The organism is Streptomyces sp. yr375 (assembly GCF_900110755.1).
In the GTDB taxonomy this organism is placed as follows: domain Bacteria; phylum Actinomycetota; class Actinomycetes; order Streptomycetales; family Streptomycetaceae; genus Streptomyces.
In genome coordinates, this window is record NZ_FOFF01000022.1 from 54264 (window position 1) to 68062 (window position 13799).

The window sequence follows — 13799 nt, forward strand, 5'->3', positions numbered from 1 at the left end:
CAGGTTTCCGATGTGCCTCACGCTGAGAGGGCACGAGACACAGCTAGCCAGACTACCAGCGGCCCGGCGAGTGGCCCAAACCGGTCCCCGGTCGCCGCCCGTGGGACCATGGAGCCTACGTATCGATCCGACCCGAGCCGCTGACCCTGCGGATATCTCAAGAATCAGGACCCTGCGTGCCCGCGACCCCTAAGAATGTGCCCGAGCCGAGCCGTACCCCCTCGGCTCAGATCCGCAATTTCTGCATCATCGCGCACATCGACCACGGCAAGTCCACGCTCGCCGACCGCATGCTCCAGCTCACCGGCGTGGTCGACCAGCGGCAGATGCGTGCTCAGTATCTCGACCGGATGGACATCGAGCGCGAGCGCGGCATCACGATCAAGTCCCAGGCCGTGCGGCTGCCCTGGGCTCCGACCCACGAGCCCGGCAACACGCACATCCTCAACATGATCGACACCCCGGGGCACGTCGACTTCACGTACGAGGTCTCGCGGTCGCTCGCGGCCTGCGAGGGGACCGTCCTGCTCGTCGACGCGGCTCAGGGCATCGAGGCGCAGACCCTCGCCAACCTCTACCTGGCGATGGAGAACGACCTCAAGATCATCCCCGTACTGAACAAGATCGACCTGCCGGCCGCGCAGCCGGAGAAGTTCTCCGAGGAGCTCGCCAACCTCATCGGCTGCGACCCCGAGGACGTCCTCAAGGTCTCCGCGAAGACGGGTCTGGGCGTCGAGGCGCTGCTCGACAAGGTCGTCGCCGAGGTCCCCGCCCCGGTCGGCGTCCACGACGCTCCCGCGCGGGCCATGATCTTCGACTCGGTGTACGACTCGTATCGCGGTGTCGTGACGTACGTGCGTGTCATCGACGGGCAGCTCAACAAGCGCGAGCGGATCCGGATGATGTCCACCGGGGCCACGCACGAGCTGCTGGAGATCGGTGTCTCGTCCCCCGAGATGAAGGCGGCCGACGGCCTCGGGGTCGGCGAGGTCGGTTATCTGATCACCGGTGTGAAGGACGTCCGTCAGTCCAAGGTCGGTGACACCATCACCACCCTGCACAAGGGCGCGACCGAGGCGCTCGGCGGGTACAAGGACCCCAAGCCGATGGTCTTCTCGGGCCTGTATCCGCTGGACGGCTCCGACTACCCCGAGCTGCGCGACGCCCTCGACAAGCTCCAGCTCAACGACGCGGCGCTGGTCTACGAGCCGGAGACCTCCGCCGCCCTCGGCTTCGGTTTCCGCGTCGGCTTCCTCGGCCTGCTGCACCTCGACGTGATCCGGGAGCGGCTGGAGCGCGAGTTCGGGCTCGACCTGATCGCCACCGCGCCCAACGTGGTCTACCGCGTCGTCATGGAGGACGGCTCGGAGCACACGGTGACCAACCCGAGCGAGTTCCCCGAGGGGAAGATCGACGACGTGTACGAGCCCGTCGTACGCGCCACGATCCTCGCGCCCTCCGAGTTCATCGGGTCGATCATGGAGCTGTGCCAGACCCGGCGCGGCACCCTGCTCGGCATGGACTACCTGTCCGAGGACCGGGTCGAGATCCGCTACACGCTGCCGCTCGCGGAGATCGTCTTCGACTTCTTCGACCAGCTCAAGTCCAAGACCCGCGGCTACGCCTCGCTGGACTACGAGCCCACCGGCGAGCAGGCCTCCAGCCTGGTCAAGGTCGACATCCTGCTGCACGGCGACAAGGTCGACGCGTTCTCCGCCGTCACCCACAAGGACGCGGCGTACGCCTACGGTGTGCGGCTCGTCGCCAAGCTGCGCGAGCTGATCCCGCGGCAGGCCTTCGAGGTGCCGATCCAGGCGGCCATCGGGTCGCGGGTCATCGCCCGCGAGACCATCCGCGCCATCCGCAAGGACGTCCTCGCCAAGTGCTACGGCGGTGACATCTCCCGGAAGCGGAAGCTGCTGGAGAAGCAGAAGGAAGGCAAGAAGCGGATGAAGATGGTCGGTTCCGTGGAGGTTCCGCAGGAGGCCTTCATCGCCGTCCTGAGCAGCGACGAGAACGCGGGCTCGGGCAAGGGCAAGAAGTAGCCGGGGCGGACACCGGTCCGAGTCGGGACGACCGCAGGTTCACGGGGTCCGGCGCGCTGCGGCGTGCCGGACCCCGTGCTTGTGTTCAGGTGAACTGTGCCTGTGTTCAGGTGAAAGTGACCCTCTGTCGCCCCTTACGCCCCGGGCGGTCGCCCTCTAACCTGAACCCAGCCCGGATAGTTACTCATGAGTTAAACAAGCCAGCCGCATCGCCGCGGGCCCGGAGGATGTCGTGAGCGACACACAGACCCTGATCGAGAACCGTCCGCCGTCCGTCGCGGGCCTCTTCCTGGAGCGCGTGGCGGCCACGCCCGACGCGGAGGCGTACCGGTACCCGGTGCCGGCCGCGTCCGGCCAGGGCCCCGACGAATGGAAGTCGCTGAGCTGGGCGCAGGCCGCCGAGCGGGTCTACGCGATCGCGGCCGGCCTCATCGAGCTGGGCGTGGAGCCGGAACAGCGCGTCGCGCTCGCCTCCGCCACCCGGCTGGAGTGGATCCTCGCCGACCTCGGCATCATGTGCGCCGGGGCCGCCACGACCACCGTCTACCCGCAGACCAACGCGGACGAGTCGGCGTTCATCCTCTCGGACTCCGAGAGCCGCATCCTGATCGCCGAGGACGCCGCCCAGCTCGCCAAGGCGGTCGAGAAGCGCGCCGACCTGCCCGCCCTCACCCATGTGATCGTGATCGACCCGGCAGGGGTGGACACCGGCGAGGACTGGATCCTCACCCTCGACGAGCTGGAGAAGCGCGGCGCGGCCCGGCTGGAGAAGGACGCCGAGCTGATCAAGGAGCGGGTCGGCGCGATCACCAGGGACCAGCTCGCCACCCTCATCTACACCTCCGGCACCACCGGCCGCCCCAAGGGCGTGCGCCTCCCGCACGACAACTGGTCGTACATGGCGAAGGCGATCGCCGCGACCGGCCTGATCAGCGCCGAGGACGTGCAGTACCTGTGGCTGCCGCTCGCGCACGTCTTCGGCAAGGTCCTCACCTCGGGCCAGATCGAGGTCGGGCACGTCACCGCCGTCGACGGCCGGGTCGACAAGATCATCGAGAATCTGCCGGTCGTCCGGCCGACGTACATGGCGGCCGTGCCGCGCATCTTCGAGAAGGTCTACAACGGGGTCGCCACCAGGGCCCGCGCGGGCGGCGGGGCCAAGTACAAGATCTTCCAGTGGGCCTCCGAGGTCGCCCGGGAGTACGCCAAGGAGGCGCAGGACACCTTCCGGCGCACCGGGACGGCCTCCGCGTCCTTCGGTCTCACCGCGAAGCACAAGGTCGCCGACGCGCTCGTCTACGCCAAGATCCGCGAGGCGTTCGGCGGGAACCTGCGCGCGGCCGTCTCCGGCAGCGCGGCGCTCGCCCCGGAGATCGGCTACTTCTTCTCCGGCGTCGGCATCCACATCCTCGAGGGCTACGGCCTCACCGAGTCCTCCGCCGCCTCCTTCGTCAACCCCGGTGAGGCCTACCGCACCGGCACCGTCGGCAAGCCGCTGCCCGGCACGGAGGTGCGCATCGCCGACGACGGCGAGATCCTGCTGCGCGGCCCCGGCATCATGGAGGGCTATCACGGGCTGCCCGAGAAGACCGCCGAGGTCCTGGAGGCCGACGGCTGGTTCCACACCGGCGACATCGGCGAGCTGTCCCCCGACGGCTATCTGCGCATCACCGACCGCAAGAAGGACCTGATCAAAACGTCCGGCGGCAAGTACATCGCGCCCGCCGAGGTCGAGGGACAGTTCAAGGCGGTGTGCCCGTACGTCTCCAACATCCTCGTGCACGGCGCCGACCGGAACTTCTGCACGGCGCTCATCGCGCTGGACGAGCCGTCGATCCTCGACTGGGCGAAGGAGAACGGCCTCGCCGACAAGTCGTACGCGGACGTCGTCGCCGCGCCCGCGACCGTCGAGCTGATCGACGGCTACGTCAAGCAGCTCAACGCGGGCCTCCAGCGCTGGCAGACCATCAAGAAGTTCCGGCTGCTGCCCCGCGACCTCGACGTCGAGCACGGCGAGATCACCCCGAGCCTGAAGCTGAAGCGGCCGGTCGTGGAGCGTGAGTACAAGCACCTCATCGACGAGATGTACGCGGGAGCGCGCGAGGCGTAGCGGGGGCGCGCGGGGGCCACACGGGTGTAGGCCCGCGCCGGGCGTCCGGAGGGTCGGATGTTCGGATCGCGTCCCTCAAACGCGCGTCATCGGGCACACCCGTACACGCGCGCACCCCCGCGTAGCACGGTTCGCGCCCTTCGCGGGCCAGTTCGGTAACCCAGCGCTCATGGACGGGATCGGTCTGTCACCCTGTGGGCATCCGAACCGTCCGGGGAGCTGCGCATGGGGGTCATTCCGACGCAACGGGAGACCGCCTCCCGGGCCGGTGGTGCGCCCGCGCGCCCGGGCGGGCTCCCGTGCGCGAGCGCGAAGCTGGCCGGCAGCCCCCTCGCGCCCGGCGCGGCCCGCGACCTGGTCCGCGCCGCGCTGACGGAGTGGGCAGGGCTGCCGCTGCCCGGTGCGGAGACCCTCGGCGAGCGCCTCACGCAGGACGCGACGCTCGTCGTCAGCGAGCTGGTCACCAACGCCGTCGTGCACGCCGGCACCGATGTCGAGCTGGGGTGCCGGCTGGAGGAGGAGCCCGGGCAGCCCGGCGGCCGGCTCGCGGTCGTCGTCGAGGTCTGCGACCACCACCCCTCCCGCGCCCCGCGCGACGGCACCCCCGAAGCGCCCTACGAGACACCGGAGTACGGGCGCGGGCTGCGGATGGTCGCCGGGCTCGCCGACGCCTGGGGGGTGACGTACCGCAGGGGCACGAAGACGGTCTGGGCGCGCCTGCCGGCGACCGCCGAGCCCTGCGACGACGACCTTGGCGACGGGCCCGAACACCCGGACACCTCGGGCCACTTGAACCCGTCGGACAGCTTGAACCCCTCCGATCTCTCGGGCCCCGCCCCCGGTCTCCTCGAAGCCCTCGCCCCCGAGCCGCAGGAGTGGCTCGACCGGGGTGCCCTGTCCTTCCTCGCCGAGGCCTCCGATCTGCTCGCCGGGCAGTTGGACGAGGATCTGGTGGCCGCGCTGACCGGCCAGTTGCTGGTGCCGCGGCTCGCCGACTGGTGCGCGGTGTGGCTGGAGGACGAGGTCAGCGGGCGCGGTGAGTGGGCCGGTGGGCCGGGGCCGCGGCTGGCCCGGGTCCTGCACAGCAGCGAGAACCGCATCGAGGAGCTGCGCCGGGCGCTGGAGAAGGATCCGCCCGGACCGCCGGGTCCGCCGGGTTCGTCGTATCCGTTGTATCCGTCGGACGGCGGTCCGCACGGGGTGCAGGGGCTGCACGGCATGCACGGCATGCACGGCCTGCATGGTCCGCACTCCGGGCCCGAGCCGTTCCCCTGGCCCTGCGCGGTGCTCGGGGCGCGGGGTGCGGCCCTCGCCTACCGGCTGATCGCCGGGGGCCGGCCGCTGGGCACGCTGGTCATCGGGCGGGCCGGGCTGCGGGCCTTCCCCGACGAGGTCACCGGGCTCGTGGAGGATCTGGGCCGCCGGGTGGCGCTGGCCATCGGCGCGGCCCGCCAGTACGCCCGCCAGGTCACGATCAGCGCCGTACTCCAGCGCGGGCTGCTGCCCGGCGCGGTCGCGCAGATCCCCGGGGTGCGCAGCGCCCTCGTCCACGAGCCACGTGAGCAGGGCGGGCCGAGCGGCGACTTCTACGACCTGTTCCCGGCGGGCGACGGCCGCTGGTGCTTCGCGATCGGGGACGTGCAGGGCAAGGGTCCGGAGGCGGCCGTCGTCATCGGTCTCGCCCGGCCCTGGCTGCGGCTGCTGGCCCGCGAGGGCTACGGCGTCGCCGACGTCCTGGACCGCCTCAACCACCTCCTCCTCGACGACGCGACCGAGGCCGCCGACGCCGCCGCCCGCGCCTTCGTCGGCCCCGCCGGCCCGGCCGACGGCCCGCAGACCCGCTTCCTCTCCCTCCTCTACGGCGAACTGGCCCCCTTCGAGGGCGGCGTCCGCTGCACCCTCGCCTCCGCCGGCCACCCGCTGCCGCTGCTGCTCGGACCGGACGGCTCGGTCGCCACGGCCGCGCACCCGCAGACGCTCCTCGGGGTCATCGAGGACGTCACGTACACCTGCGACAGCCTGGAGCTGCGGCCCGGCGACAGCCTGCTGTGCGTCACCGACGGGGTGACGGAACGGCGTTCGGGCCTGCGGCAGTTCGACGACGAGGACGGTCTCGCCACCGCGCTGGCGGGCTGCGCCGGGCTCGACGCGGAGCTGATCGCGGAGCGGATCCGGGGGCTGGTGCACGACTTCGGGGAGCTGCCCCCGGAGGACGACCTGGCGCTGCTGGTACTTCAGGCGGAGTAGGACGGCGGCGTTCGTGATCATCCATCCGCCTGATTAATCGCGATCGTCCGATTAGTACACCTTTACCTCTTCTATACATGACCCGTGGGGGCCGGCCGTACGAGACGAGGAAAGAGTGCTGCACCGAAGGCTGCACAGAAGACCGGACCGAAGGCTGCGCAGTAACTGGAGGGCGACCGGGCTGGGCGGGATCAGTCTGGCGCTGCTGTCGGCGGGCGCGCTCGCCGGCGGTCTGCCCCCGGCGGCGGCGCACGCGCGACCCGCGGGCACCGGCGACGGCAGGGTGACCGTGCGCGTCGTCACCGAGGTGGACGCGGACGGCGCGTACGACAGGGTGCTGGAGCCGGGGCTGGCCGGTGTACGGGTCACGCTGACCGACGACGCGGGCACCGTGCTGCCGGGGACGACCGGCGCGGACGGCACCGTCGTGTTCGACGCGGCGTCCTCGCCGCTCACCGGCGGCAGATACCGGGTCAGGGTCGCGAACCCGGACCCGGACAACCTGTCCGAGGCCGTCGCGGGCCTCGGCTCCGGCCCCGACGTCATCCGCGCGAACGTCGGTTTCGTCGACGTCCGGGGCGGTACGGACGTCACGTACACGACCGGTTTCTGGGAGCCGGACGCGTACTGCCAGGCCAACCCGGAGCTGGTCACCTGCAACCTCGCCAAGGGCGACGCGACCGGCTTCAAGGGGCTGGTGAGCTTCGCCGGGGACTTCTCGAACGCCACCCCGGGCGGCACGGTCACCGACCTCACCGACAACACGGCGCAGCAGTCCGTGTTCGGCATCGGCGTCGACCGCACCGGCAACACCTACCTGGGCACGCTGGTCAAGCGGCACACGGCGTACAAGGCGGCCGGCAACACCAACACGATCTTCCGCTACAACCGCGGCAGCGACGCGGTGACGCCCTTCGTCACCCTGCCGGGCACGCTCACCGCGCACAACCCGGCCGACAACTGGCTGCACGACGACGCGGTCTACGGCAAGGTCGGCCGCGAGGGCATCGGCGACGTCGACGTCTCCGGCGACGGCAAAACGCTCTACGCCGTCGACCTCGACGACTCCAGCCTCTACGCCGTGCCCCTCCAGGGCGCCGGCGACGCCGTCACGGCGGGCCCCGCCACCGCGTACCCCGTGCCGCGGCCGGCCGACTGCGCCGGCGACTGGCACCCGTACGGCATTGGCGTGCGCGGCAAGCGCGTGCTGGTCGGCGGGGTGTGCGGCGCGGAGAACACCGTGACCGGCACCGCCCTCTGGGGCGACCCGTCGAAGGTGACCTCGCACGTCTACGAGTTCAAGGCCGGGACGTTCACCCACCTGTTCGGCACCGCGATGAACTACCCGCGCGGCTGCGCCTACCGCTTCCTGCCGAACCCGGTGCCCAACCCGGCGCCCTACCGGTGCACCGACGCGACCACCGTCGGCCAGGTGATGAGCGCGGACTGGGAGGCCTGGAACCAGCGGGTCCCCGGCCGTGAGTCGCACTCCTTCGTGAGCGCGCCGCAGCCGATCCTGTCCAACATCGAGATCGCCGACGACGGCGACCTGGTGCTCGGCTTCCGGGACCGCTTCGGCGACATGCAGGGCACCGCGACCTACGCCTTCGGCGCGGCGACCGGCAGCCAACTCGTCACCGGCATCGCGGCGGGCGACGTCCTGCGGGTGTGCGCGTCCGGCACGGCGTTCACGCTGGAGAACAACGCCACGTGCGGCGCGCTGACCGGCGCGGGCAAGGACAACGAGCTCGGCCCGGGCGGCGGCGAGTTCTATCAGGACCTCACCGACCTGTCCGACGCCCGCCACGACCAGATCACCGAGGGCGGCACGGTCCTCCAGCCGTACCGCGGCAAGCTGTTCAGCACGGCCTACGACCCGTTCGACGCCTACCAGCAGGGCGTGCGCCGCTGGAACTCCGAGACCGGCGTCACGGAGGGCAACCTCCTCGTCCAGCAGACCTGGAACCAGGACGCCGCCACCCGCGCCGACCTCTTCGGCAAGGCCAACGGGCTCGCCGACCTGGAACTCGTCTGCGACCAGGCGCCCGTCCAGATCGGCAACCGGGTCTGGTACGACAGCGACGGCAACGGCGTCCAGGACCCGTCCGAGCCGCCCGTCCCCGGCGTGCTCGTCACCCTCGTCCGCGCCGACGGCACCTCGGTCGGCGCCACCACCGACGCGAACGGCGAGTACTACTTCGGCACCGAGCAGGGGCTGAAGCCGAACACGTCCTACAAACTCCACTTCGACTACGACGGCATCGACCCGGCCAGGCTGCCCGGCTCCCCGGCGCTCAACGAGCTGAAATGGACGAAGGCGAACGTCGGCACCGACGACACCGTCAACTCCAAGGTGGATTCCGGCGGCCACACCACGGCCCGGGTCGGCGACCCCGGTCACGTCGACCACGACCTCGACGCCGGACTCGTCGGCCCGGTCGACCGACTCGGCGACCTCGTCTGGCACGACACCGACGGCGACGGCGTCCAGGACCCGGGCGAGCCCGGCGCGAAGGACGTCACCGTCAAGCTGGTCGACCCGGCGACCGGCCGGGTCGTCAGGACCACGAAGACCGACGCCGCCGGCCGGTACCTCTTCGACGCGCTGCCCGACGGCGACTACCAGGTCTGCTTCGTCAGGCCGCCCGGCCGCTACCTGTGGACCAGGCAGGACGCCGGGAAGTCCGGCGACGACTCGGTCGTCGACCCGGCGACCGGCTGCTCGCCGCCCGTCACCCTCGGCCCGGACCACCGCCAGGACCTCACCCTGGACGCCGGTCTGGTCAAGGCGCTCGGTCTGACGGTCGCCAAGAGCGACGGCAAGACCCACCGGCCGCTCGGCGGCGCGGTGTTCGAGCTGTGGCAGGACTCCAACGGCACGCCCGGGCTCCAGCTCCGCGGCGACGAGAAGGACACGCGGGTGGACGACTGCGTCTCCGACCGCGACGGCCGGTGCTCGTTCGGCGCGCTGCGGATCGGCACGTACTACCTGGTGGAGACGGACGTCCCCGAGGGCTACGTCCTCCCGAAGAAGCCCGTCACCGGCCCCTACGGGCTGACCCCGAGCAATGCCGCGCAGGGCGACGGGCTGGTCGTACGGATCGCCAACGAGCGGGGCGAGCCGTGCAAGGGCAAGTGCTGAGGCGCTCGCGGGGCTGACGGCTCCACGGGAGTGAAACGGGCGGGCCGCCCATCGGGATCGACCGGTGGGCGGCCCGCCCGCCTGTAGAGACGTGGCATGCGTATCGCGGTGTCACTGAAGAAGTTCCTGATCGCGGGTGGGGTCCTGGGCGGGGTCGTGGGCGGTGTGACGGCCGCTCTCGTGGCCTGGTCCGGCGGGCCCGGCGACCCCGTCGGTCCTCGTCCCCTGACCTCCGACGAGGCCCAGCGGATGGCGCTGGCCCGCTTCCACGCGTACCGGGCGAGCCCGTCCGCCGTCACCGTCCGCTCGGTCGCCCCCGGCGGCACGGTCGTGGTCACCGCCGTCGTCGACCAGCGGGCACACCGGGCCGTGGGGGAGTACCGGACGGCGGGGACGCGGGGGCTGCTGGCCTGGGACCTCGCGGACGTCGGGGTTGCCCGTAGGGGTGGCGCGCCGGGTGCCCCGGGGGACGTGCTGCGGGCCGTGCGGGCGGTCGGGGAGCGGCAGTGGACGCGGCGAAGGATCACACGTGACCCGCTCGACGTCGGGCTGCGGCTGGCGCTCTCCCTGGCCGCCGACCGGCCCGACAACGCCCAACTCCTCGCGCAGTCGGGCCCGTTGTGGCTGCGCGAGGAGCGGATCGACGGCCGCTCCTACGGCGTCTTCAGCGGACCCCGGCCACGGCCCGCGAGCGGCGGCGCGCCGCCGGTCGGCCGCTCCCCGCTGACGTACTGGATCGACGCCGACGGCACCCTCCGCCGCGTCACCGCGGACCTCGGCCCGGGCCGGAGCGTGACCGTCGACATCACCGCCGGGAAGGTCCCGGGCAAGGTGCCCGAGGTGCCATGGAAGCATCAACTGGTGGGAAGGGAAGGCTAGTTGGACCTCAGGAGTTACGGGAGTCTCGGGAGGGGGAAGGCCGCCGGGTCGATGGGGCCCGGCAGGCCGGTCGCGGGGCGTGGGGCGGCGGTCGGGGAGCCGGGGCGGCCGGGCTGGGCGTGCGGTGCGGGGACGTCCTGGAAGGAGATGCCCGGGGGTGCCTGGACGGGGCGGGCGCGGCCGAGCGGGGGCCGGCCGCTGCCGGGCTCGGCGGGTACCGGTGCCGGTGCCGTGGCCGGGTGCGTGGGTTGGGCGGCGTGTCCGCAGGGCGCCAGTTGAGGCAGTCCGGCGGGACTGCTGCTCGGGCCGGTCCCGTCGCCGGGCCCGCCGTCGGCGGTGTTGTCGGCGAAGCAGTTGCCGGCCGGGGCGCCGGTGGCCAGCACCAGGTCGGTGCCGTTGGAGTCGATCCGGTTGGCGCGCACGGTGTTGCCCTGCGCCGGGTAGCCCTGCACGTCGCTGAGCAGCACCCCCGCCGCCCGGTTGCCGCGGATCAGGTTGCGTTCGATGACGTTGTCCCGGCCGCCGCCCGCGCCGATCCCGATGCCGAAGCCGCCCTCGGCCTGCTCGGGACTGCGGTCGTCGTTGTTGTCGGTGAACGTGTTCCCGGCGATCACCGCGCCGTGCTGCGGCCCCAGCGCCTCCAGGTCGTTGGAGTTGAGGGTGAGGCCGACCCGGTTGTGGGAGGCGCGGTTGCCCAGCAGGTACAGCCCTTCGGAGGCGTTGGTGACCTCCAGGCCCACCGCGTTGTGCTCGACGGTGTTGTGCCGCACCACGGTGTCGCAGGGCCGGCACTGGCCGACGTAGATACCGGAGTCGGCCTGTCCGGAGGCGTAGGAGTGCTCGATGACGCCGGCCCGGGTGTCGAAGGCGTAGATGCCGTACAGGGCGTTGTCGTAGGCGGTGACGTAGGAGGCCCGGAAGCCGTTCAGGGGCGGGAATCTGACGGTGTCCAGCGGGTCGTACCCGGAGCCGCCCGCACCGCCCGACTGGAGCCGCTCGTCGGTCACACCGGTGAACAGCACGCCGTTGGCGAGGTGGTTGCGCACGGTCAGGTTCTCCACGACCCCGCCCGCGCCGGTGACGGTGATGCCGTTGGGCCGCCGGAACTCGCCGTCCACGACGACCGTCGAGCGGTCGGTGCCGCGCACGACGACCCGCGACTTGGTCACCGTGACGCTCTCCCGGTACACGCCGGGCGAGACGAGCACCAGGCCGCCCGGGCGGACCCGGTCGACGGCCTGCTGCACGGACGCGGCGTCCTGCGGGACCCGGACGAGGGCCGCGCCGGCCGACCCGCCCGCGCGTCCCGGCGACGAGCCACCGGGCGCGCAGGACACGAGCAGCGAGGCGGCCAGAGCGGTGAGGACGGCCAGGACGACGGCCGGGAGGAAGGCGGGGAGTAGGGCTGAGAGGGGCGCGAACTGGCGGACGGGGCGGGGGAAGCGGTTCGGTCGCACTCCGCAGATGTATCGTCCCGTTCGTGCCGAAGGCAACGAATGTCGTATATGACACGCCCACTCGTCGACGCGTCCTGATCGCCGGTGCGGGCGCGGGCGCGGGCGTGGGCCTCGGGCTGACCGCGACCGCGACCATGACCGGCCGTACCCGCGACGGCGATCCGCAGGCAGACGCCCACGGCCCCGGTGCCCCCGGCACCCCCGCCCCCGGCTTCTACGGCGCACGCCAGGCCGGAGTCACCACCCCGCAGCAGGCCACCGCGCTGCTCCTCGCCTACGACCTCGACCCCGCCCTGCGCGGCGCGACGGGCGCGCGGGCGCTGAAAGCGGTGCTGGAGGCGTGGACGCGCGCCCTGGCCAGGACGCTGGAGGCGGAAGGCTCCCGCGCCGCCCGGCTCACCGCCACCCTCGGCATCGGCCCCGCACTGCCCGCCCGCCTCGGCCTCCCCGCCCCCGCCGCCCTGCGCGACCTGCCCGCCTTCCCCGGCGACCGCCTCGACCCCGCCCGCTGCGGCGGCGACCTGCTGCTCCAGCTCCGCGCCGACACCGCCGACGCCACCGAGCCGGCCGCCGCGACCCTGACCCGGCTGGCCGGGGACACCCTGTTCCCGCGCTGGCGCCAGGCAGGCTTCGTGCCGCCGGCCCCCGACGCGGGCGGCACCCCGCGCAACCTGTTCGGCTTCAAGGACGGCTCCGCCAACCCGACCCGCCAGGAGTGCGAACGCTGGGTGTGGTCGGACGACGCCACCTACCTCGTCGTACGCCGTATCCACCTGCGGGTCGAGGACTTCGCGCGGCTCGCCGTGCGGCGCCAGGAGGAGATCGTCGGCCGCCGCCGGGCGTCCGGCGGCCCGCTGGACGGCGGCCCCGAAAGCGCCGACGTCGACATCTTCGCCAAGACCCCGCAGGGCCGGTACGTCACCCCGCTGGGCTCCCACGTGCGCGCCGCCAGCCCGCGCCTCGACGGGGGCGCTCGGATGCTGCGCCGCGGCTACTCCTACGCCGACGGCCCCACCGACCAGGGCCTGCTGTTCCTCGCCTTCATGCGGGACCCGGCGCTGTTCACCCGGGTGCAGCGGCGGATGGCCGCGCGGGACGAGCTGAGCGGGTTCACCGAAGCGCGGGGCTCGGCGGTGGCGTACGTCCTGCCGGGGGCGCGTCCGGGACGGCCGCTGGGCGCGGAGCTGCTGGCCTGAGGCTGCTCGGACTGAGGGCGGTCGGCCTGAGGGTGCGTTCGGTGCCGGGTTTGGTGCCCCAGACGTACACCGCGTCGTCCTCCTCCAGGGTGTTCCACAACCGTCGCGCGTCGTCGAGCCGCAGGTTGACGCAGCCGTGCGAGCCGCCCTGGAACAGGTCGGTGAGCGTGCCGTGGAAGGCCTGGCCGTCGCTGAAGAACTGGGAGTACGGCATGGGCGCGTCGTCGTACAGGTCGGAGTGGTGGTCGAGGTCACGCCAGTACACGGAGTGCCATCCGGTGCGGGTCTCGTAGCCGTCCCGGCCGGAGCGCACCGGCACCGGCGCGAACACCACCCGCCGCCCGTCCTGCACCCACATCAACTGCCGGTCCAGATCCACACAGGCCACCCGGTGGTCGCGCACGGGACAGCGGCCCGCCGCGTTCGGGTCCGGCCGCGCCTCGACGACCAGCATCGTCCGGTACGAGGCGAGCCCGGCGTACCCGTCGGCGGGCCGGACGCCGTTGCGGGTCTGGAAGGCGAGGATCGCCTCGCAGTCGGCCGCCGACTGCCGCCCGTCGACCGGCAGCAGCAGATGCCGTTCCAGCTCGCGCTGGTAGGGGCCGGTGGGGGTCGTGCAGGGTGCGGCAGAGGTGGCAGTCGCGGCTGGGGATGATGCCGTGAGGGCGAGGGTGAGGGCCACTCCGGCGACTGCGGCGACGACGGTTGTTCGGGGTCTTCGGG

8 protein-coding genes are annotated in these 13799 nt (G+C 72.4%); 6 read left to right on the plus strand and 2 right to left on the minus strand.

The features are described from left to right. The first annotated feature begins 176 nt into the window (after positions 1-176). From lepA to BMZ82_RS22005, 5 genes are all read left to right on the plus strand, one after another. Positions 177-2045 (plus strand): translation elongation factor 4, encoded by a 1869-nt coding sequence (lepA, locus tag BMZ82_RS21985; protein WP_093778366.1) that lies wholly within the window; start codon positions 177-179, stop codon positions 2043-2045. Positions 2046-2277: 232 nt separating this feature from the next. Beyond that, on the plus strand, positions 2278-4155 hold the full coding sequence (locus BMZ82_RS21990) for an AMP-dependent synthetase/ligase (RefSeq protein ID WP_093778367.1): 1878 nt from the start codon (positions 2278-2280) through the stop codon (positions 4153-4155). Positions 4156-4380: 225 nt separating this feature from the next. Then, positions 4381-6402, plus strand: coding sequence for a SpoIIE family protein phosphatase (locus BMZ82_RS21995; RefSeq protein ID WP_177244599.1), 2022 nt, complete (start codon positions 4381-4383; stop codon positions 6400-6402). Positions 6403-6517: 115 nt separating this feature from the next. Then, positions 6518-9544, plus strand: a complete 3027-nt coding sequence (locus BMZ82_RS22000; protein ID WP_256252040.1) for an SdrD B-like domain-containing protein — start codon at positions 6518-6520, stop codon at positions 9542-9544. A gap of 96 nt (positions 9545-9640) precedes the next feature. Beyond that, the gene (locus tag BMZ82_RS22005; protein ID WP_093778371.1) at positions 9641-10423 is read left to right on the plus strand and encodes a hypothetical protein; all 783 of its coding nucleotides are present in this window, start codon (positions 9641-9643) and stop codon (positions 10421-10423) included. 14 nt (positions 10424-10437) lie between these two features. Here BMZ82_RS22005 and BMZ82_RS22010 read toward each other — a convergent pair whose 3' ends face one another. Next, positions 10438-11880, minus strand: coding sequence for a right-handed parallel beta-helix repeat-containing protein (locus tag BMZ82_RS22010; protein WP_256252041.1), 1443 nt, complete (start codon positions 11878-11880; stop codon positions 10438-10440). 23 nt (positions 11881-11903) lie between these two features. On the opposite strand from BMZ82_RS22010, the gene BMZ82_RS22015 reads away from it, so the two are divergent. Further along, entirely contained in the window at positions 11904-13076 is a 1173-nt protein-coding gene (locus BMZ82_RS22015; RefSeq protein WP_256252042.1) for a Dyp-type peroxidase, read from the plus strand. Here BMZ82_RS22015 and BMZ82_RS22020 read toward each other — a convergent pair. Then, positions 12991-13758 (minus strand): L,D-transpeptidase, encoded by a 768-nt coding sequence (locus tag BMZ82_RS22020; protein ID WP_256252043.1) that lies wholly within the window; start codon positions 13756-13758, stop codon positions 12991-12993. The genes BMZ82_RS22015 and BMZ82_RS22020 overlap by 86 nt on opposite strands. Positions 13759-13799: the final 41 nt, after the last annotated feature.